At 39.5% G+C, this 21301-nt stretch carries 16 protein-coding genes; 3 read left to right on the top strand and 13 right to left on the bottom strand.

The features are described 5' to 3' along the window. Positions 1-8: 8 nt before the first annotated feature. The 11 genes from B0O44_RS02410 to B0O44_RS02360 all read right to left on the bottom strand — a co-directional run bounded on the left by B0O44_RS02410 (position 9) and on the right by B0O44_RS02360 (position 13899). A complete protein-coding gene (locus tag B0O44_RS02410) occupies positions 9-3212 on the bottom strand; it encodes a SusC/RagA family TonB-linked outer membrane protein (protein ID WP_110827097.1) in 3204 nt (1067 codons plus the stop codon). 144 nt (positions 3213-3356) lie between these two features. Beyond that, positions 3357-4109 (bottom strand): SDR family NAD(P)-dependent oxidoreductase, encoded by a 753-nt coding sequence (locus tag B0O44_RS02405; protein WP_110827096.1) that lies wholly within the window; start codon positions 4107-4109, stop codon positions 3357-3359. Between the two features lie 16 nt (positions 4110-4125). Further along, a complete protein-coding gene (locus tag B0O44_RS02400) occupies positions 4126-5400 on the bottom strand; it encodes an MFS transporter (protein ID WP_110827095.1) in 1275 nt (424 codons plus the stop codon). A gap of 12 nt (positions 5401-5412) precedes the next feature. Further along, on the bottom strand, positions 5413-6285 hold the full coding sequence (locus B0O44_RS02395) for an alpha/beta hydrolase (RefSeq protein ID WP_110827094.1): 873 nt from the start codon (positions 6283-6285) through the stop codon (positions 5413-5415). Between the two features lie 30 nt (positions 6286-6315). Further along, positions 6316-6651, bottom strand: coding sequence for a cupin domain-containing protein (locus B0O44_RS02390; RefSeq protein WP_110827093.1), 336 nt, complete (start codon positions 6649-6651; stop codon positions 6316-6318). A gap of 6 nt (positions 6652-6657) precedes the next feature. Further along, positions 6658-8793: a heparinase II/III domain-containing protein gene (locus B0O44_RS02385; protein WP_110827092.1), complete on the bottom strand. Its 2136-nt coding sequence runs from the start codon at positions 8791-8793 to the stop codon at positions 6658-6660. A gap of 53 nt (positions 8794-8846) precedes the next feature. After that, positions 8847-9590, bottom strand: coding sequence for a FadR/GntR family transcriptional regulator (locus B0O44_RS02380; protein ID WP_110827091.1), 744 nt, complete (start codon positions 9588-9590; stop codon positions 8847-8849). A 135-nt stretch (positions 9591-9725) separates the two neighbouring features. Then, complete coding sequence (locus B0O44_RS02375; protein ID WP_110827090.1) at positions 9726-10523, bottom strand: inositol monophosphatase family protein; 798 nt, start codon at positions 10521-10523, stop codon at positions 9726-9728. Positions 10524-10657: 134 nt separating this feature from the next. Then, complete coding sequence (locus tag B0O44_RS02370; RefSeq protein ID WP_110827089.1) at positions 10658-11548, bottom strand: LysR family transcriptional regulator; 891 nt, start codon at positions 11546-11548, stop codon at positions 10658-10660. Between the two features lie 129 nt (positions 11549-11677). Further along, positions 11678-12532 (bottom strand): hypothetical protein, encoded by an 855-nt coding sequence (locus tag B0O44_RS02365; protein WP_110827088.1) that lies wholly within the window; start codon positions 12530-12532, stop codon positions 11678-11680. 68 nt (positions 12533-12600) lie between these two features. Beyond that, positions 12601-13899, bottom strand: coding sequence for an NRAMP family divalent metal transporter (locus B0O44_RS02360; RefSeq protein WP_110827087.1), 1299 nt, complete (start codon positions 13897-13899; stop codon positions 12601-12603). A 177-nt stretch (positions 13900-14076) separates the two neighbouring features. On the opposite strand from B0O44_RS02360, the gene B0O44_RS02355 reads away from it, so the two are divergent. The 3 genes from B0O44_RS02355 to B0O44_RS02345 are packed head-to-tail and all read left to right on the top strand — an operon-like array spanning position 14077 to position 16216. Further along, positions 14077-14667: a TetR/AcrR family transcriptional regulator gene (locus tag B0O44_RS02355; protein WP_110827086.1), complete on the top strand. Its 591-nt coding sequence runs from the start codon at positions 14077-14079 to the stop codon at positions 14665-14667. Between the two features lie 26 nt (positions 14668-14693). Beyond that, positions 14694-14918 (top strand): hypothetical protein, encoded by a 225-nt coding sequence (locus B0O44_RS02350; RefSeq protein WP_110827085.1) that lies wholly within the window; start codon positions 14694-14696, stop codon positions 14916-14918. A gap of 5 nt (positions 14919-14923) precedes the next feature. Then, complete coding sequence (locus B0O44_RS02345) at positions 14924-16216, top strand: MFS transporter (RefSeq protein ID WP_110827084.1); 1293 nt, start codon at positions 14924-14926, stop codon at positions 16214-16216. A gap of 48 nt (positions 16217-16264) precedes the next feature. Here the strand turns inward: B0O44_RS02345 and B0O44_RS02340 are convergent, their stop codons facing one another. Beyond that, complete coding sequence (locus B0O44_RS02340; protein WP_110827083.1) at positions 16265-17716, bottom strand: RagB/SusD family nutrient uptake outer membrane protein; 1452 nt, start codon at positions 17714-17716, stop codon at positions 16265-16267. Positions 17717-17735: 19 nt separating this feature from the next. Further along, a complete protein-coding gene (locus B0O44_RS02335) occupies positions 17736-20891 on the bottom strand; it encodes a SusC/RagA family TonB-linked outer membrane protein (protein ID WP_110827082.1) in 3156 nt (1051 codons plus the stop codon). Positions 20892-21301: the final 410 nt, after the last annotated feature.

Raw genomic sequence — 21301 nt, 5'->3', positions numbered from 1 at the left:
TTTTTTGATTAGAAATTAACGTCTATTCCAAGGGTGTATGTCCTTGCGATAGGAAATGCACCCCTTTGATAACCATCAATTAAAGGGGAGGAGTATTGGGAAGTAGTTGCCCTTGCTTCCGGGTTAATCCCCCGGTAGGACCTCCCCATCAGATAGAGCAGGTTATCGACAGAACTGTACAATCTGATCCCATTTACACCTAATTTTTTAGACCATTTTTGGGGGAAAGTATAGCCCAGAATGATATTTCGAATGGAAGCGTAGGAGGCATCTTCCAGGACATAATCTGTTAACAGCCAGTTTTCTCCATTGGTATAGTAGGGTGTTTTTCCATCGCCAGGATATGCCGCACTTACCCAACGGTTCTGATTAAAGTTGAGGTTATACCTTCTTGATTCATTGTAATTGGCATCTCCGTTGATTACTTTGCCACCCTGCACACCCTGCAATAGTATGTTTAAGTCAAAGCCTTTATACTTAAAAGAGTTGTTTATTCCCCAGGTAAAGTCTGGAAAAGGACTGCCCAAGGTGGTCCTGTCGTTGATGTCGATTTTGTTGTCGCCATTGACATCTACAAATTTCAATCCCCCTGCCTGATAATATTTAGACAGGGTAGAAGTTTGGCCTGCTGCTTTGGCGGCATCAATTTGAGCTTGTGAAGTCCAGATTCCGTCTGTCTTGTACCCAAAAAACTGTATGGCGGGCTGTCCGACAATTGCAGCGTAAATTTCATTCCTTTCACCATAATTATACTGAAAAGGTTCTCCGCCCAGTTCTAGGAGTTTATTGCGGTTTGCTGAGAAGTTGAGCGAAGTTATCCATTGAAATTTGGGGGTTTTAAAGTTATTGGACGACAGTTCTATCTCAAAACCATGATTTCTGATTTTTCCTGCATTGTTAATGTATTCAAAAGAACCGCTAAAGGAAGGTGTGGCTTGTTTATACAGAAGACGGTCTGTTAATGAACTGTAATACTCCATGGTAAGGGTAAAACGGTCATTTAAAAAGCCAAGATCTAAACCCGAATTGTATTCGAATGTTCTTTCCCAGGTGATGTTAGGATTGGCGAGCATATCGCTGTTGGGAGATAGTCCAAGATTAACCGAGCCCGTACCACTTCCAAAAGAATAATTACCTGGATAAAGTAAATTGGTAAATGCAAAGCTTTGAATTTTATTATTTCCGGTTGCGCCATAACTTGCCCTTAATTTCATATTACTGATCCAGGGTACTTTCTTCATAAAAGGTTCTTTGGCAATTCCCCATCCTGCGGATATGGCAGGAAAAGATCCATATTTTTGTCCCTTGGCAAAATATGAACTTCCATCTGTTCTGAAGCTTGCCGTTAAAAGGTACTTGTCTTTATAATCGTAAGTTACCCGGCCTAAATAGGAGATCAAACCAATCCGGTCCTTTAAGGTATTGGTCAAGGCCTGGTCAATCTGGCCCGCCTGGTTAAGGGTTTCAAAGGTTTCTGTGGGAAAGTTTCTTCCTACCATGTTAGATTCCTTAATCCTGGTTTGCTGGGTTGTAAAACCGAGTAAACCGGTAAAACTGTGATTTCCTTTTTTAAGACTGTAGTTTAAAGTATTTTCAAACAAAAGGTCCAGATATTGACGGGTGTAGATGGTTGCTTCATTTACATCTCCATCTTTTCTTGCACCTGATCTGGTTAAGGTCGTATTTTCCTGTTGGTTATAATAACCACCAATAGAGGTTTTAAAAGTCAGCTCAGGTAAAATTTTGATGCTCAGATCACCGCCACCTAACATTCTGTAGGTTTCCTGGTTACGGCTTTCCCGTGCGGCGATAGAAAGAGGCGTATTGTTACTGGTCGCAAAAGGTTCTACCGGACCACTGCTGGCCCATAAAGATCCGTCGGGCATGGTGCCAGTATATTGTAAACCATTAAAGTGGCGGGCCTGTACAAAATCTCCTGGCAAAATGCTTGCCCATTGTGCATTCTGGTGCACGTATGCTGCTGTAAAATCGTTGTGATAAACCGGAAGAAAAGAACCAAACCGGAAGTAATCTGTAAAGTTTACGGCCGGTCTCTGGGTTTTAATATAGGAAGGATTAAAGTTGATGCTGAAGGTAACCTTTTTACCCAAACTTCCATCGAGTTTGGTTTTGACATTGAGCCTGCTGTTGTCGTTATATTTTAAAATGGCCTGGTCCTTTTGTCCGCTTGCCGATATATAATAACGTAGTTCTTTTTTTCCACCTGAGATACCAAACTGAACGTTTTTTATACTGGCATCCTGCAATGCTTCCTGTTGCCAGTCGGTTGGCACTCCGCTGATTTGATTTTCAATAATATAGGCTGCCCGTTCTGGCGGAGTGATCAGGTTTTTACCGGAGGCCGGAACTGTGGGGTCGTTGTTCCTCATGGCAGCTTCTGTAAAAAGCAGATTGGTGTAGTCCGTGATGGTCATAATGGGATTGAGCTTATAGGGCTTTTTAAATCCGTAATAAGATTTAAAAGTATATCGGGGTTTATCTGAAACCCCACTCTTTGTGGTGATTAAAATAACACCGTTTGCTGCCCTGGACCCATAGATTGCGCTGGAAGCCGCATCTTTGAGGACCTCTATAGATTCAACATCCTGAGGATTGACAAAAGAAAGTCCATCTGGTACCGGATAACCATCTACCACCACCAGAGGCTGAGCGCTTGCACTAATAGAGCTAAAACCTCTTACCCGGACTACCGGATCTGCACCTACTTCGGAGCTGACATTTTGGATGGCTACACCAGCTATTTTGCCAATTAAGGCATTATCCAGTCTTGAGGTAGGGATTTCGTCAAGATTATCATTTTTTAATTTGCTTACCGCACCTGTAACAGATGATTTTCTCTGGGTGCCATAACCAATAACCACTACGGTCTCCATTGTATTTGGCAGTTCCTGAAGTGTAATGGTTATTTTTTCATTTTTCGTAACAGAATAAGCTTGCGGCTGATAACCCAGGTAGTTGATTAGCAACAGTTGTCCGTTCTCGGCATTGATGCTGAATTCGCCTTTTGCATCGGAAACCACGCCTTGTCTTGAGTCTTTTACTTTTATAGAGGCACCGGGTAATGGAGACCCGTCTGCCGTTTTAATTGTTCCCTGAATTTTAAATCTGTTCTGGGAAAATGCTGGTTTAAAGAATAGAAAACAGCATAACAGTACAAGCAAAATGCCTTGTATGTAAACTTTCGTATTCATAATTATTTCGGTTTATATTTGGTTTGGTTAGGTTTGCTGCTTGGCAATATTTCTGATTACGGCAGTCGGCTCCTTTTCAGGAAAACTTATAAATTTTAAATGGTAAAGGAATAGAAGGGCCGGTATCCGGCCCCATGAATATGTCTAGGAAAAATTTAAGCCCCCATTTATATCTATATTATTTCCAGTGATATAACTGGATTCATCTGAAGCCAGATAAGTGATCAGGTCTGCGACTTCGCTTGCTTGACCTTCCCGCTTTAGGAGTGCCGCATTAGCCACGTTGACCCTGACTTCAGGTTTACTGAAAGTATCGTGAAAGGTTGTAGCGATCATACCCGGAAGCACTGCATTTACCCGGATGTTTTTAGGTCCCAGTTCCTTGGCCAGGGAACGGGTATAAGTCATCACGCCACCTTTGGCGGTAGCGTAAGCACTTGCGCCAGGCCCGCCACCGTCCCGGCCGGCAAGCGAAGAGAGGTTAATGATAGATCCACCAGATGACATGTGAGGAATAGTAGCTTTAGAGACCAGGAAGACACTTTTTAGGTTTAAATCCATTACCTGGTCCCAAAAAGTTTCGTCCAGCTCAGCTGTCAGTTTACGGGCTACCATTCCGCCCGCAACATTTACAAGAATATCTATTTTTGTCCCAAAGGCTTTTCTGGAGGCTTCAATCAACTGATCCACCTCAGCTGCTTTGGTGACATCTGCCTTAACCAGGACAGCCGTTCCGCCTTGTGCTTCAATGAGTTCTAGTGTCTGGTTGGCATTATCAATATTGCTTAAATAATTAATGACGACCTTGGCACCTTCTTTGGCCAGTTGTAAAGAAACGGCCCGACCTATATCTCTGGAACCACCTGTAACAATTGCGACTTTGTTTTTTAAACGCATAAGAAAGATTTTAAATTTATTTTTTTGATGTTATATATTTTATGCAAATCCAGGTTACCGGTACCAGAATCGCGGCTAGTATAAAAAAGGAATGGTAACTGGTTTTGGTGAGTACCGGGACCGCCCATGTACTCAGTAAAGTACCCGCCACAGCAGCAGTACCGCCCATACCCGCCACAGTTCCTACATTTTTTCCATTAAAATAGTCGCTTGGAAGTGTCTGTATGTTGCCAATAAGAAACTGAAAACCAAAAAGTGTACACCCAATAAGTACCATAGCTAATGTTGGTGTATCTTTAAGGTTATTCAGAAAGTAAACAATGGCCAGCAAAGAGAGCAGCATCAGGGAACAACCTATGGCAATAGCATTCTTTCTGGCCTTTACTGCTGTTATTCCTTTTTTGATCTGTCTGGAGGAGTAATAACCGCCTATTAAGCTGCCAGCTGCAGCAAATAGATAGGGAAGCCAGGTGAATGCGCCAATTTGTTTGATGTCAAACAGAAACTGCTCCTTTAAAAAGGTTGGCAACCAGGTAACAAAAAGCCACCACACCGGATCAATAAAGAACCTGCTCATAATGATACCCCAGGTATTTCTAAAACGAAGCAAAGCTTTCCAGTTGAGTACCGGGGCAGTGTCATTCTGTATATTTTTCTCTGTTTTGACATCAAGGATATGATCCCGTTCCTTTTCTGTTAGCCAGGGATGTTTATCTGGATTGGCTTTATTGATAAACAACCAGGGAATGATCCAGATGAGGCCTAAAACTGCAATTAATACAAAAGTCATTTTCCATCCAAAAGCAACATACAGCAGGGCAATGACAGGAGCTGAAATCACCGAACCAAGGGAAGCGCCAGCTCCAAAAATTCCCTGAGCAATAGCCCGTTCTTTGGCTGGGAACCATTCGGCATTACTTTTGGTCGCTCCGGGCCAATTCCCGGCTTCACTAAAGCCAAGCATAAACCTGAAGATATTAAAAGACATCATGGACCTTGCCAAAGAATGCAATGCAATAGAAATGCTCCATCCAATAATAGAAATGGTCATCCCCAGTCTGGTACCTACAATGTCCATCAGTTTACCTGTAAAAGTCTGCCCTAATGCGTAAGCAATCATGAAAAAGGTAGTAATGAGTGCAAGCGCGTTTTTATTGTCCACATCTGCAATTCCAAATTCCTTATAGATATAAGGCCACATAATGTTAATTGCACTTCGGTCTATGTAATTGATCACCGTAGCCAGGGCAATCAGTGCAATAATGTACCATCTCAGTCCTTTAACTTTCATCCTGTTTTTGGTTTATAATCCGAGTCCTTTGAGAAAGGCCATGATTCTGGTGTTCATTTCTTTGTTGTCTTCTGGGCTGAACTTACCATGCTGTCCATCTTTTACTGTCATAAACTCATTTTTCACCCCCATTTCGTCCAGTTTAGCTTTAAGGGCGACTGATTGTTCATATGGAACAATGGGATCTGCATCACCATGTACAATAAAGGTTGGAGGGCTTGTTCTTTTGATCTGGTAAAGTGGCGAGACAGATTTCGCAAAGTCCTGATCTTTAGCTTTAGTACCCAACCAGCTGGTTGCTGATTTGCTTGTTTTATGTACCCCATAACCCCAGTCCCAAACGTCAGTAATGCCATATTTATCAATTATTGCAGCCACTTTTATGTTTTCTGTGCCTTTACAATTTGAATCGAACAGGTGACTGTTTTCCATTAAACCACCCATTAAGGCAAGATGTGCACCGGCTGAACTGCCCATGATTACAATTTTGTCAGGGTCTACATTCAGCTGTTTTGCATTCTTTAGAATATAGATTAGGGCGCAACGGGTATCTTCAATAGCTGCTGGAGCGGTTGTCTGTCCGGTAAGACGGTATTCTATATTGGCAACTGCATAACCTTTTTTAAAGAAACTGCTAAAACCTGTCTGAGATTCCTTTGTGCCTTTGTTCCAGCCACCGCCATGAATATTGATGACCAGGGGAGAAGCTTTTCCCTGGGCGGGGGGAAGGTACAAATCCAGCTTTCCTTCCCAGTCATTGACTTTCGTATATATAATGTTTAATTGTTCTGTATAGCCTTGTGGATATTCCACTTTCTTGATTTCTTGGGCAATACTTTTCTGTCCCGCCCAAATCAGGCAGATCATTACAAATAATCTTTTCATTTTAGTCTATATTTAGGTTAGCTCTTAATACTATAAAAAATCTTCCCGGTGCGGACTAAATACATCTATTAAAATTCCCGGCTCTATACATACACAACCATGAAACACATGGGGTGGAGCATAAAAACCATCACCTTTTCTAATCACCTTTTTTTCATCACCAATGGTCATTTCAAACACGCCACTTTCAACATAAGTTACCTGTGCATGATAGTGTTCGTGTAAAACGCCAACCGCTTCTGCCTCAAATTTTGCTTTAACGAGCATAATTTGTTCATCATAACCGAAAATTTGTCTTTTTATGCCATTTCCAAGGTCTTGCCATTCTGTTTCTGATTCAATCTGGAATAAATCGCTTTGCAACATCTTTTATTAGTTTAGTTGTATAAATTTCTCTTTATTTTGATAATTGATTTGATAGCTATAGATTTTTCCTTTCACTTTGAAAGAAAGCTTTACCTGGTTTTGATCGGAATAAATCAGTTTCAGATCACTAACTGTACTGGATGCACCAGTAGTTGTTTCATTCACAGAATTAACCTGGCCATGGGCTTCTGTAATACTAACAAAAGTTTGGTCCTTAACCTTTGGAGCGGTCAGCATAAAAGCCTTGCTCTCCAGAAGGTTCAAATCAGGGTCGTTGGCACCCAGGGATAGTACTTTGACCATAAGTGAAGAATCAGCCGTAAAATGAGTGGTATAAAACCGTTTGTTGTTTAATATGGTTACATAGCCACCATTACTGGCCGCCCTTTCTTCGCTGTTGAGCCATAGGTGTTCATATCCATATTTGGTGCCCAAAGCCTTAAGATTATCTGTTTTTCCGTTTAATTTAAAGGAGGCATCGACAAGGTGACCTTTATACCAAAAAGGAAGGTCATACTGATGGTCTTTTGCAGAATGAACCTGGAACACATCCAACAGGAGCGATTTCTCAAGTTCCTTTACTTTGAGCAGAGCAGTTGTCCTAAGCATTTCTACACCTGGATAAGCGTTGGTTTCTTTGGCACTGATAACCTGTAGATTTGGATCGGCATTGAAATAGAGAATATCGGGATGCTGCTGTTGCGCAGCATCTGCATTGGCTTTAAAGTTGGAACTCTGATCTACAACAAGGGTGTTGTGGGCAATAGTTTGTTTGGCCCAGGTTTTATTCTCCGGCAAATAATCCCCACCTTTTTTGGCTTCAATATTAATAAAACGGGCCGCGCCATAATCCGGAAAAACTTCTACACCATTGTCGTAATACAAAATATTCAGGCGATCAAAATGTCCGTGCCCCATGCCTTGAGAAGCAGCTTTGAACAGGAGACATTGCTGGTCATCATTATTTCCATATCTGAGGATGCCAAGTCCGCCTTCATTTCCAGAGGGGCCATCGGTAATCAACTGAGGAGTATATACGAATGGTTTTGCCTTTCCCTGGGCTATATCTGTTGCCACTTTAAGGCCGGCATCAGACACAATGACTTCACGTTGTTTTTGTGCAACATCCAATAGTTCAGGTTGGGCTTTAATGTCTGCATACGCCAGATCTACTCCATAAACCAGTTCTGCTGACTCATAAGTTTTATCTTTAATGGCGTCATTAATTGGAAAAAAGGCACCATCTGTATAGGTAAGTTGTAAGCAGGTACTGATTGCTTTAGATAAAAGCTGATTCCGGTACTGGAATATTTTAAGCTCAGGCTGATGGTTCTGAATGGCTTTTGCAAAGATTACAAAAGGCAATAGGGCATAACGTTGGTAATATGGACCTTCAGTATAATAGCCGTCAGGAGAAAACAGTTGATCGATCTGTGCAAGATAGCCTGTTTTACCATCTTTAGCTGAACCTTTAATGGCCATCTGTACATACTCAGGTTTGTTTAACACATAACCTGTCATGCCTACTGCGGCAATATTCCATGTTCCATGGTTGTGAATCTTATCAAAAGTAGGTTTACAGTCTACGGTAAAAAACTTCATCATTGGTAAAAACAAATGCGTTTCAATTGTTTTTCTGTCAGATGGGGAAATGGCATCGTAAACCAGATCATAACCCTGAATGACATAAACCTGCCAGACAAAATCATTCAGGCTTTGCCAGAATATTTTTCCACCTTCATGACCTTCTTTTCGTTTTGGATGCAAAGGCCATTTTTCATATTCAGCAGCATATGTCAATAGCAGTTTTGAAATGTAATCTGCATATTTCTGATCACCACTGATTTGGTAGGCTAAACCGCAGTTTAAAATCGCCAGATAGTTTTTTTTGTGCTGTTCATGTGTAGCCCCACCTCCGCCATCTTTAGGCTGGGGCACATTTATTATAGTTTTAAGTGCTTTGTCTGCCTCAGACTTTACTTTATTATAAGAGGTCTTGAGCAGAGGATAGTTCTGGACTCCCTTTCTGACTGCCGGAACATTCGCTTTACTGAGCATAATATTAGGATGTACCTGTGCATTTAAAGCAACAGGAAAAATTAGGCAAAAAAAACACAGTACCAGCTTATTCAGACAGTTCATAAGGTTAAAATAAAACGTGTATTATTAAATTTTTCTCAGTTCAGGATCAAATCTCAATTGGGTGCAGAATTAATTATTTTCTGAGCATTATAACCAGCCTGGCTGATCTGGAACATATCATTTAAATGGGCCGCAAGTGCGTTTTCAGCGGCATCTATATCTCGTTCTTCAATTGCTTTTAAAATGCTTCTGTGCTCAGGAATAGCCAGCTTTCCACGATTCTCCCCACAAATTTTATTTTCTACAATATTTTTGATCAGGTCCGGAATAAGGATCAGTATCATAGACTCAATAACTGAATTTTTAGAGGCTTTAGCTATCTTGATGTGAAAAAGCATATCCTCTTCAACAGCATCCTGACCGTTATTGATTTTATTCTCATAATCCAATAGAGCCTCCCGCAGGTTCTCGAGGTCTTGTTCAGTTCGGCGTTCTGCTGCCAGTTTTACGGCATCGAGTTCCAAATAATATCTGGCTTCCAATAATGCATTGAAATCGTCTTTATTAAACTTAATCACATCTGTGATGATGCTGTCCATGACCTTAATACTTAAGCCCGAAACATAGGTTCCACTCTGTGGATTGGTTTTTAACAGGCCATAAAACTCTAATTTTAAAATGGCCTCACGAACATAACTTCTTCCCACACCAAACTTTTCGGCTAAAACTCTCTCGGCAGGTAAGCGGTCTCCGGGCTGAAGCTGACCTGAGGTGATCAGTTGTTTAAGCTGACCAATGATCTTATCTGCCGGAGATTCTACTTCTATGGATTTAATAGTTTCTATAAATGACTTCATACAAATATTTGGTTTACCAATTAATTGGTAAACCAAATCTAATTATTAAATCGTTAAAACAAAGAAATATTTAATAATTATTAAATGACCTTTAGCTTGTTAATAATGGATGTGAAAGAAAATGAGTGAAATATTCTATTCACAAATACATTTTAAGAGCTTTTTGGATAAAATAGGGTTTGCTGCAACAATTCCATTACGATTAAACTGAAGGTTTCTTCCGGCCGCATCTGTAATTGATCCGCCAGCCTCACAAACGAGTAAAGCACCGCCTAACCAATCATATATATCCGAACCATATTCAAAGTAGCCATCCAGTCTTCCACAAGCCACATAAGCCAGTTGCAGGGAGCTAGGCCCAAGCATGCTAAAGAAAAATACAGACCTGGCAATTCGTTTTACACCTTTTAGAAAAAGGCCTGTATGAATCACATCTCCTGCCAGGTTATTTGGGTGGGAAGTTCCAAGAATGGCATGCCCTAAAAAATGTTTTGTGGAGACATTAAGCTTTTCTCCATTAAGATAGGCTCCCTGATCTTTAACTGCATAAAAGAATTCCTGTGCTGCCGGTTCGTAAACCATAGTAAATAAGGGTTCGCTCATTCTCATTAAAGTAATGGTCATGCACCAGGGACAAATACCCTGAAGAAAATGAATTGCACCATCTATAGAATCGCAAATCCAATAATCCTTTTTAAAATCAGGATGATGTTGCTTCTCTTCATCAAATTCATGATCAGACCATAAAGTATCTGTAAAATAATCCGTTAAAGCTTTTTCAAGAATTGATTTGGCCCGATCATTTATTGTATTAAACCGTTTGAACTGACTTTCAAGATCCTTACTATGCGTTTTTATCCTGAAGTCTTTTTTAATATCTTCTGCAAGGCCAAACAATAGGTTTTGGCAGTAAAGAATATCTTCTGTTTTCATTTTTGTAATTATAAAGCTGAATGGTTCTCTTAGAACACATCTGTTTTTAAAAGTCTAATTACAAAGGAACGGGAATCCGGAAATTAAAAGTTGGATGAATGAGGGGAGTAGAAGGACAAAGCGTGGAATAAATCCTATGTCATTTCTTTTTCGAAAACTTGCTGGATTAATTTTATTTCTTTTTCGTAGATCGTCTTTTTCCGGTTGCCAAAATATAGGGTATTCTCAATTTTTTTGTCACCTTCCCAGACTAATTTAACATCTCCATTATCAATCTCCCTTTTACAAAGAAAATCGGGAATTACAGCAAAACCACCGCCTGCAGTTAAACACCTAACAATTGAATTTAAATTAGGAACAATATAGTTGGGTTTAAAATCAGGGCGCCGGCTAAAGTTAGCATGCCAAAACCGGATTAGATGTTCCATATCACCTGTAGTTCCATACCATTTTTGTTGTTTAAGCCATTTTTCAAGTTCAATAGAATTATTCATACACATTTCAAAGCCCCGGGTATCGGTGGTTTTTCCTGCAACCAATACAATGAGCTCTTTAGAAAAAGGGGTGTATTCGATGTTTTTATTGTTGTCTTTTTGAGGAGTAATGATCAGGTCCAGGATACCACTGTCCAAATCGCTGATCATTTGGGGGTACTCTCCAAATTTGATAATGACATTAAAGGGGAGTTCGGGTAAATAAGGTTCCAGTGTAATTTGAAAAGTTTCGAAACACATACCTATACTAATGGTTGGGGTATCTTTTTCTGTACTTTTATGAAAATGCTGTTCTGCGGACTCTAGCTTACAGAGTGCTTCCTGTATAAAATTGTAGAGTATTTTACCTTTTTCTGTAGACACCATTTTTCTGGAAGTTCTGTCAAAAAGCTTATAGCCCACATAGGATTCAAGGGAACTAAGATGTAAACTTACTCCAGGCTGAGAGATATACAAAGCCTCTGCAGCACCTGTAAGTGTCCCTGTTTCATAAATTGCTTTAAAAGTCCTATACCATTCCAGATTGACCATATCTTATTATTATAAATATAATACAAATATAGTGATTTGATTATTTTACTGTAAAGTTATAATCAGATAGGGTGATTACTTAAAAAGGCCGTTTCTATGAAACGGCCTTTTTAAGTAATCTATATTATTTTACAATGCTGCTAATCTAAAATTACTAATCCCAACCTGAGCATCGTGTTTCAATTTAAAGGGGGCACTGATATAAAAATATTTATTTCCTGTGCTTTTAAGAAACATATCTGTATCGAGCACTTTGACTTTATCCAGGTAAACCAACATGTTCTGTCCATTTACAGCAATCTCAACATGCATCTTTCCAATGGCATAACCTGCAAGCGGAAAATTAACCGTATTATTTATTTTCGTCTCGCTGCTTGCGTTATTTACGGTTTTCCCATAATAATTTATTTCTGTCTGCGTAATTGCATTATCATTATAAGCATCAGAAATAAATTTGGTATTTCCATTGTCATGAGCGAAACCAAAGCCTATGCTTCCAAGATCTTCCGTATCTGTTAAACTATGGGTTGCAAGATCAAATTCTATGGTGAATTTTGAAGGAAGCGCTTTATCGCTCTTAAGTTTATAACTGGTATATTCATTAAAAATCAGCCATTTGCCTTCCTGGTTTGGGAATTTTTCTACAGAACCGGATCCACCTGTTTTCCATGATAAAGCCATCCTTCCGGATGCATCTTTAGAAAAGTCATCAGCAAAAATTTGGTCTTTACCTGGGCTGAAATTATAGGATAGCGCTGCTTTTTCAAAAAACTTCTTATCCTCGGTAGTTGAAGAAGGTGCAGATGATGAAGCAGAACCCTGAGCTGTATTTTTATTGCCGGATAATACATCATCTACTTTTTTGTCTAGCTGGGCATTAACTTTGTCCTTTAATTTTTTTAGAAATTGAGCATGAACGGGCTGTGAGACAGCCAAAATTGCCATAGCACCAAAAGCGGCCGCAATTAGTTTTTTTGTTTTCATAGGTAACGGAGTTGTTCGTTTTATGGTGCGAAAATAACACTTTTTAAAATTGTTTTTCTAAAAAGATCTTACTGACCAAGGGTAAAAAACATAGCAATAGCTGCAGCGCCCATGGCTATAAAAGTAAACCAAAGCAGAATTTTTGATAGCCAGCCACTTTTAAATTCACCCATGATTTTTTCACTGGCTGCGATTTTAGCAATTAGAAATAATAGGGGGACGGCGGCCACACCATTTAGAACTGCGGCATATACAAGTGCTTTAACAGGGTCAATACCTATAAAATTAATAATCAGGCCAATTAGGGTTGCAATAATAATAACACCGTAAAAGCCATAAGCTTTTCTCAATTTAAGGTTAAGACCAGATTCCCAATTAAAAGCCTCAGATACTGCATAAGCCGCTGAGCCAGAAAGTACAGGAACTGCAAGCAGACCCAGGCCAATAATCCCTATGGAAAAAATAAGCTTGGAAAGATAACCTGCATTGGGAAAGGAGTGCACCAGTGGTTCAAGGGCTTTTGCCGCATCAGCCGCTGTATTAACGTCCCGGACACCGCTGTTGTGTAGCACAGTAGCCCCCACAAGTAGAATACACCAGGTGGTAATTTCGGAAATGATCATACCGGAATTGTTATCCAGACGCATTTTATGAATATGTCTCCAGTTGATTTTAAGATTTTTTTCCCTGGTCAGATTTGCCTTTTTCTGTTCTTCAACCTCTTGAGAGGCCTCCCAAAAAAACATATAAGGGGATATGGTTGTACCCAGCACTCCAGTAATGATAAAAAGGAATGCAAAATTCCATTCAAAATGCGGCACAACGGAGGCCCTTAATACTGTCCCCCATGGCTGATCTACTATAAAGGCAGTAATAGGATAGGCCAATAAGGCCAATGCCAGCCATTTTAATATTCTGGAGTAAACATTGTAACTCGTAAATATTTCAAGTATGAGGATTACGGCTGTAAACGATAATGTCAATACAATAAAGGAGACCGGAAACAAGAGTTGGGCTGCTGAAGCCATGGCGCCAATATCAGCCCCAATGTTTATGGTGTTGGCAATAACCACCAGACTGACAACTGCATACAGGACTTTTTTGCTATAATGTTCTTTGACCACAGCGGCGAGCCCTTTACCGGTAACCAGACCTATCCTGGCACAAGCTTCCTGTACAGCTGCCATAAAAGGCAACATATACAATGCTGTCCATAATTGGCCATAGCCAAACTGCGCGCCAGTCTGGGAATAGGTAGCAATACCTGATGGATCATCATCTGCTGCGCCTGTGGTCAGACCAGGACCGAGTACGCTAAAAAATCGTCTGATTTTGTTTAAAGTCCTTCCTTTTGTGCGTTTCAGCATAGGGCTTGCATTTAGATGTTTATCTTCATTAAATATAGAATATATTTAATATGAATTCTGGCTAAAACTAATTTATTCCTTTTGTCTGCAGAGACCTATTCTTCTCATTATCTATTATTTTTAAATAGATTTCATAAATGAATGAACATTCATTTATATTTGAGTATAATTTGTATTATGAGAGCAAGATGTATCGAAAAGGAGCAGTTGGTTAAACAAAAAGCGATAGAATTAATTGGAAAAGGTGGATTTGAAAACTTTAGCGTAAATAAACTCGCCAAAGCCTGTGGCATTTCCGTGGCCACGCTTTATATTTACTATAAAGATAAAGACGATCTTATTTTAAATCTTGCCATAGAACATGGTGCCTTAATGGCGGCAGCTACGCTAAAAGACTTTGACCCTGATTCCTCTTTTGAAGATGGATTGCGCAGGCAATGGCAAAACCGTTACAGGCACATGACGGCGAATAAATCCATCGGCCTGTTTTATGAACAGCTAAGAACTTCGCCGTATCAGGAACAATTTTTAGCTTCATTTATGGGAGATATTTCACTTACTCTTGGCAAATTTATGGAAAATGTGGTGTCCCGCGGCGAGATTAATGCCATGCCCCTGGAGGTATTTTGGTCTATTGCCTATGCACCACTTTATGCACTGATTAAATTTAACAATGAAGGTCAAAGTTTGGGAGGTACACCTTTTGTTCTGACAGATGAGATGCTCTGGCAGAGTTTTGACCTGGTTGTGAAAGCTTTAAAGTGTTAGTTTTAACTTATTAATCATTACAGACAATGGAGAATTTTGATCATATCCTGCTTTTTAAGACAGACATCAAATCTGAATCAGACAGACGAGTCGTACAATCTGTACTCGACGCCCAGCAAAACATTGCCGGCTGGAATATAGATCTGGATGATGAGGATTATGTTCTGAGGATTGTATCTCATCATTTAAAACATCAACAAATAATTAAACTGATAACTGATCATGGCTATGAGTGCTGTGAATTAAAATAATATTTATGAAGATTAAACAAACCAACAATTTTACAGACTACCAGAAGTTTGTCATTTTTATTTTAGCAATTACACAATTTACGGTGATACTGGATTTTATGGTCATGTCTCCTCTGGGAGACTTGCTCATAAAATCTCTGGACATGAAGCCTTCTCATTTTGGTATCGCAGTTTCTGCTTATGCCTTCAGTGCAGGTATTTCGGGTTTACTAACCGCGGGTTTTGCGGATCGTTTTGACCGTAAGAAACTATTGCTCTTCTTTTATACAGGTTTTATTGCAGGTACTATATTTTGCGGTATTTCAACATCCTATCAGGTACTGGTAGCTGCCCGTATCATCACCGGTTTGTTTGGTGGTGTCATCAGCTCCATTTCAATGGCTATTATTGCCGATATTTTTGTATTGGAACAAAGAGGAAGAGTAATGGGCTTTGTACAGATGGGTTTTGGGGCAAGTCAGGTCCTGGGTATTCCTATAGGCCTTTTTATAGCCAACTTATGGGGCTGGGAAGCTCCTTTTTTAATGATTGCAGGGATGGCTATTCTGATTGCAATTTTTATTGCGCTAAAACTAAAACCAGTAAATGAGCATTTGAAAATGCAAAGAGACAAGACTGCTTTTAAGCATCTGTTGCATACATTGGTAAAATCCAATTATCATATTGGGTATATGGCCACAGCAGTACTTTCTATTGGCGGTTTTATGATGATGCCATTTGGTAGTGTTTTTGCAGTAAATAACCTTGGGGTAACAGAAAAGCAGTTGCCATTGCTTTTTATGGTTTCTGGTGTTTCCGCCCTGGTCATTATGCCTCTTATTGGCCGTCTGAGTGACCAGGTAAGCAAATATAAACTGTTTACTATATCCTGTTTGTGGATGATCATTACCTGTGTGATCTATACAAATTTATCCGCTACACCACTTTGGATTGTTATGTGTCTTAATGTTGTGATGATGATGGGCATTATGGGAAGAATGGTTCCTTCATCTGCATTGACAAGTGCAGTGCCGGACATGGCTGATCGTGGTGCGTTTATGAGCATAAATTCCTCTCTTCAGCAGATTGCTGGTGGAATAGCGGCGGCTGTATCAGGCCTGATTGTGGTTCAGAAGGATAAGTTTAGCCCGCTTCAACATTATGATATCGTTGGCTATGTCGTGGTTGTAATTTCTCTGATCAGTATTTTTCTGATGTACAGGGTTAACCAGCTGGCCATTAAAAGGGCTAAAGAGTCCGGGCTTCCAACTTCGACTCCTGATCCTGAATCAGAAATAGTTCCAATCATGGAAGTGTAAAACAAAAAGCCGGCCTTATTGGGCCGGCTTTTTGTTTTACATACAATTTTAATATCCAGGGTTCTGTTTAAGCTTTTTGTTTGCGTCCAACTCCGTAGAGGGGATAGGAAAAAGTAATTGAAAATCCTGTACAGTAACATTGTTCACCGCTTTTTGAACTTCTTTATATTTTCCCAGTCGAATTAAATCCCATCTTCTATGGCCTTCTACGCATAGTTCCCTTGACCGGTCTTTAACCAGTGAGTCAACAAAAGCAGATGATGTAGGTGTATTGGCCAAGCTTAACTGCTGTGTCGGTAGGGTCAGGCCAGCTCTTGCTCTGACTGCATTTAAACCGTCAAATTTAGCAGGGTCAGCAGGATTAAGATTGTTCATAGCTTCAGATTGCATCATTAGTACATCGGCATAACGCAAAACGATCCAGTTAACGCGTGAGTTATTGCTTCCTGGAACCCACTTTGGATCTTTATACTTTGAAATATAAGGAGTTACCGTGGTTGCGCCAGCCTTATTAACAACGTTCCAGTTTTTACGGATTACATCGTCTTTTGTATAGGTATTATTAAAGAGATTCAAATTAGCAACAAATGAGCCTGAACCCTGAAGCACGGAAGGGCTAAACATCCTGATAATAATATTTTGTGTTGTCGTATTATCCTCACCAAACTGTACATCAAAAATATGCTCTGTTTGTGTTGGGTAATATTTTTTATCACAATCAAATACATCAGCGTAATTAGTCATCAGCTTATAAATACCAGAGTTTATCACTTTGTTGCATGAAGTTAACGCATTTTGGTTATCCTGAGCATCTGCAACCGAAGTGCTTGCTCGTTGGAGGTATACTCTTGCCAGCATTGCTGAAGCTGCTCCAGAAGAAACCATTCCTTTTGAAGTAATTTTGTTTTCTGCAAAACAATTGGCTTCTGCATATTTGAGATCTGAGATGATCTGTGCATAGATCTTAACTGTAGGTGTTTTGTCAGGATAAAGATTTGGATCATCCAACCCTTTAATTGGCTCAAGTATCATCGGCACATCACCGAAACTTCTGACCAAATCAAAATAGGCCATTGCCCTTAAAAACATAGCATTACCTACAATATTGTTTTTTGCGCTAACATCCATATTGATTCCAGGAACATTCGCAATGACATCATTAGCACGACTAATCAGTTTGTAACTGTTCTGCCACCAGTTCTGGATTTCGATATTAGCGGAATTGTACTGCATTTTGTATAAATCAATCCGTTCCTGATTCTGCGTTAGCAATGGAACTAAAGCATCTCCTGTGAGTTCTGTAATCAGGTAAATAGTGCGTTGATAATAGGCTTGTGGTTGCAATTGACTAAGCACACCATTAATAGCAAGCTGTGCATCGGCAGCATTTGTATAGAAATTGACAGGTGTCAATACGCTGTATGGCTTTTCTTCCAATGATTTTTTACAAGAAGCAAAAAACAGAGGCACTAAAGTTAAAGCTATAAATATCTTTTTCATATTCTGTTCTGTTTAATGGTTAAAAACCTAATCTTAATCCCAAAGTATAAGTCCTTATATTTGGATAAGGATTATAGTCAGTACCCAGAGAAGTGTAGTTCCCGGCGGTATTTGAATAAGAGTTCACCTCGGGATCATAACCGGAATATTTAGTAATCGTAAAAAGATTCTGACCTGTAGCATATACACTCGCGGTCTTGAAAATAGAAGACGTTTTCGGTAAAGGCAACTCATAGGTCAATGTTATGGTTTTAAAGCGGAGGTAACTTCCGCTTTCCAGTATATCGCTGGTTGGCCCCAATCCTCTACGGTAAGAACTTCCCACACTAGGTAGTGTATTACTGGTACCAGGACCATTCCAACTGTCAGTTAAAACATAAGCCAGTTTATTATCTGATAAAGTCCCATTTTCAATTTCTACTTTGTTCTCATTCAGGATCTGATTCCCATATACCCCCTGAACAAGTACAAATAAGTTAAACTTACCTACCGTCAGGTTGCTACTGAGGCCATAGCTAAATTTAGGAAGGGCCTGGCCAATAATTGTTCTGTCCCCATCATTTATAAGATGATCGCCATTCAGGTCCTTGTACTTAGGATCCCCAGGCTTTACAGCTGAAGTAATTCCACTTTGGGCAATCTCCTGTGCACTTTGCCAGATACCATCAAATACATAACCATAAAATGAGCCGATTGGTTTTCCAACCTGTAATATCGCTGCATTTCTACCTCCAGGATATAAACTTGAACTGACATTACCCGTATATTGAAAATCTACATCCCCTAGACTAAGTATTTTATTGATGTTTCTTGAAAAATTAAAAGAAGTAGACCATTTTACTTTTTCTGATTGTATATTCTGAGAGGTTATTGAAAATTCAAAGCCTTTATTACTCACTGAACCAATGTTATCAATTACCGTTGTAAAACCGCTGCTTGAGGGTACAGTTCTGTTAAAAAGCAATTTATCTGTTCTTTTATCATAATAGTCGGCCGTAAAAGTGAGCCGGTTTGCAAATAAACCCAAATCAACCCCTCCATTAATTGCTCTGGTACTTTCCCATTTCAAATTCGGATTTCCAATGTTATTGGGAGAAGCGCCAACAACACGGCCATTTAGGTAGTAAGTATTGAACACGTATTGAGATAAAGAAGAATAAGCAGGAATATTTGAATTTCCGGTTATACCATAGCCTAACCTTAATTTAAGGTCACTAATTTCCTTTATGTTTTTAAGAAATTCTTCAGATGAAACCCTCCAGGCTAGGGCTCCCGATGCAAAATTTCCCCATTGATTCTTTGTTCCCAAAGTCGAAGTTCCGTCTCTTCTGTAAGAGACAGTTAAAAGGTATTTATCCAGTAAACTATAGTTTACCCTTGCAAGTAGGGAGGCTAGAGTAATTTTATTAGCAGTCGATGTGGCGGTTACACTACCCCCAACACCAAGGTTATCTGTACCAAGATTATTGGTGGTTAAGGCTGTAGCCGTAGTCGTATTACTACTGAATTTGAATTCCTGATACGTAAAACCTATTACTCCGCTAAGAGAATGTATCTTGTTTAATACGGTATTATAACTTAGGGTGTTCTCATTTAACCAGGTCAGGTTTTGTGGGTTAACAATCTGAGAATAACCATTTGTATTTTTGCCAAGATAAGTTGTTGTCGGTCTGAAAGTCCGTTCATTGGAAAAACGGTCATCTGTACCAACACTTACTTTTAATTTAAGATTAGGAATAAATTCATAATCTGCAAAGGCGTTTGCAAACAAACGAAGATTAGTTATTGTATTGATGTTCAATGTTGCAGCCGCTATGGGATTGCCCAAAACATTGGCATAACCAGCTGGACCATTTTGAAAAGTAAATGAGCCAGTTGGATCAAAAATGGGAACTGCAGGGTTTATTCTGAGGGCATCCAATAAGGTTCCTCCTGTACTTCCTCCGGTTGTATTCACATTTGCCAGGCTTTGTTTATCATAAGAAACCTGTGAATTCAGGCCAAAATTTAACTTTTTACTCACTGCACGATTGAAATTATATCTCATTGTCCCACGCTGATAGCCAGAATTCAAAATAACTCCTTTTTGATTGAAATAGTTAAAACTCAAAAGATACTTGGTGCCTTCTGAACCACCGGACATTGCCACATTTGCATTGGTAATTGGTGCAGTTCTGAATAATTCTTTCTGATAATTGGTACCTTCACCTAATGCATCGAGTTGTGCCTGGGTGTAAGGAAGCGGGGTTTGAGTGGTGTTGTTTTGATTTAAATAGGTTGTAACCCTATTTAAATATGTCCCAAACTCAGTCGCATTCATCATTTTAAGCACTTTTCCAACTTGTTGAAATCCAGAATATACATCCGCGGAAATTGTATTTTTACCTACAGTTCCTGATTTTGTTGTAATGATAACCACACCATTTGCGCCTCTGTTACCATAAATAGCCGTTGAGGAGGCATCTTTAAGAACATCAATTGAAGCGATATCATTAGAATTTAAAGCTGTAATATCAGCACCGGCATAACCATCAACAACATACAAAGGATCACTGCTGAAGTTGATCGAATTTGTTCCTCTTACCCTGACGCTGAAAGCTGCCCCTGGTTGAGAATTAGTTTGTGTAACCTGGACGCCGCTTACCTGTCCCTGAAGCATTTGGGCTGTACCGAAAACGGGTGTCTTTTCAACATTGGTCAGGGAAACAGATCCTACTGAACCTGTAACATCCTTCTTTTTTTGTGTACCATAACCAACAACAACCAGTTCATTCAGGTTCTTCGCATCAGAATTTAACTGCACATTAAGGCTTTTTTGCCCATTAAAAGATACTTCTCTAGTGTTGAAACCGATAGAAGAGAATATCAGTATTGCCCCGTTGTCTGGGACGACCAAGGTATATTTTCCATTGGAATCTGTAGAAGTACCAATGTTAGTGCCTTTGACTTTTATGCTTACTCCCGGGAGTGGTAAATGGTTCTCATCAGTGACCGTTCCGCTTACGGTAACGTTTTTTTTAGTATAGGTTGCATTAATGGTCATTCTGTCCAAAGATCCGGTCGGAATGGGATTAGAGCGCGATGTTGCCCATGTATTTCCGATAAGAGGGGTGGTGAATATAACCTGTAAAAACGCAACCTTCAGTAGTTTAGACTGTAAAGGTTTTGATTTCATAATTTTTGTGATAAATTTTGAGTAATTGTTTATGCTTATTGCCAAGAAGGCCAAAGCAAGGTTAGGGGCCGTCCTTTGTTTTCATCATGTTCAGGTTTAGTAAATACTTGGTTAAAGTAACAGGGCTGCTTAGACCCATTATCAAACATAACTTGATTTTTGACGTCTATTCGTCTTTTTTCCGAGTTTATTTACGGAATCGTTTCCGTTTTTTGAAGAAAAAGGCATGTTTCTTAAGACTGGAAACCACAACAAAGAAGAACGCAGTCCTGTGATTTTACTGCAAAGATAAAAACTTCTAAATCGCCTTGATTATTAAGGTTTTTCTTAAAGGAATTAAGCCAGTAGAAAGGAATAGGGCTAAATAACTATTGGCAGAAAGTATTTCAGGAAAATAGATTTAACCGATT

This window comes from Pedobacter nutrimenti, assembly GCF_003208655.1.
GTDB classification, from domain to species: Bacteria; Bacteroidota; Bacteroidia; order Sphingobacteriales; family Sphingobacteriaceae; genus Pedobacter; species Pedobacter nutrimenti.
This window is presented reverse-complemented; position numbering and strand designations above follow the sequence as displayed.

Coding starts and splice junctions, on each gene's coding strand:
- B0O44_RS02410 (WP_110827097.1), bottom strand. CDS start 3,212: ATGAATACGAAAGTTTACATACAAGGCATTTTGCTTGTACTGTTATGC.
- B0O44_RS02405 (WP_110827096.1), bottom strand. CDS start 4,109: ATGCGTTTAAAAAACAAAGTCGCAATTGTTACAGGTGGTTCCAGAGAT.
- B0O44_RS02400 (WP_110827095.1), bottom strand. CDS start 5,400: ATGAAAGTTAAAGGACTGAGATGGTACATTATTGCACTGATTGCCCTG.
- B0O44_RS02395 (WP_110827094.1), bottom strand. CDS start 6,285: ATGAAAAGATTATTTGTAATGATCTGCCTGATTTGGGCGGGACAGAAA.
- B0O44_RS02390 (WP_110827093.1), bottom strand. CDS start 6,651: ATGTTGCAAAGCGATTTATTCCAGATTGAATCAGAAACAGAATGGCAA.
- B0O44_RS02385 (WP_110827092.1), bottom strand. CDS start 8,793: ATGAACTGTCTGAATAAGCTGGTACTGTGTTTTTTTTGCCTAATTTTT.
- B0O44_RS02380 (WP_110827091.1), bottom strand. CDS start 9,590: ATGAAGTCATTTATAGAAACTATTAAATCCATAGAAGTAGAATCTCCG.
- B0O44_RS02375 (WP_110827090.1), bottom strand. CDS start 10,523: ATGAAAACAGAAGATATTCTTTACTGCCAAAACCTATTGTTTGGCCTT.
- B0O44_RS02370 (WP_110827089.1), bottom strand. CDS start 11,548: ATGGTCAATCTGGAATGGTATAGGACTTTTAAAGCAATTTATGAAACA.
- B0O44_RS02365 (WP_110827088.1), bottom strand. CDS start 12,532: ATGAAAACAAAAAAACTAATTGCGGCCGCTTTTGGTGCTATGGCAATT.
- B0O44_RS02360 (WP_110827087.1), bottom strand. CDS start 13,899: ATGCTGAAACGCACAAAAGGAAGGACTTTAAACAAAATCAGACGATTT.
- B0O44_RS02355 (WP_110827086.1), top strand. CDS start 14,077: ATGAGAGCAAGATGTATCGAAAAGGAGCAGTTGGTTAAACAAAAAGCG.
- B0O44_RS02350 (WP_110827085.1), top strand. CDS start 14,694: ATGGAGAATTTTGATCATATCCTGCTTTTTAAGACAGACATCAAATCT.
- B0O44_RS02345 (WP_110827084.1), top strand. CDS start 14,924: ATGAAGATTAAACAAACCAACAATTTTACAGACTACCAGAAGTTTGTC.
- B0O44_RS02340 (WP_110827083.1), bottom strand. CDS start 17,716: ATGAAAAAGATATTTATAGCTTTAACTTTAGTGCCTCTGTTTTTTGCT.
- B0O44_RS02335 (WP_110827082.1), bottom strand. CDS start 20,891: ATGAAATCAAAACCTTTACAGTCTAAACTACTGAAGGTTGCGTTTTTA.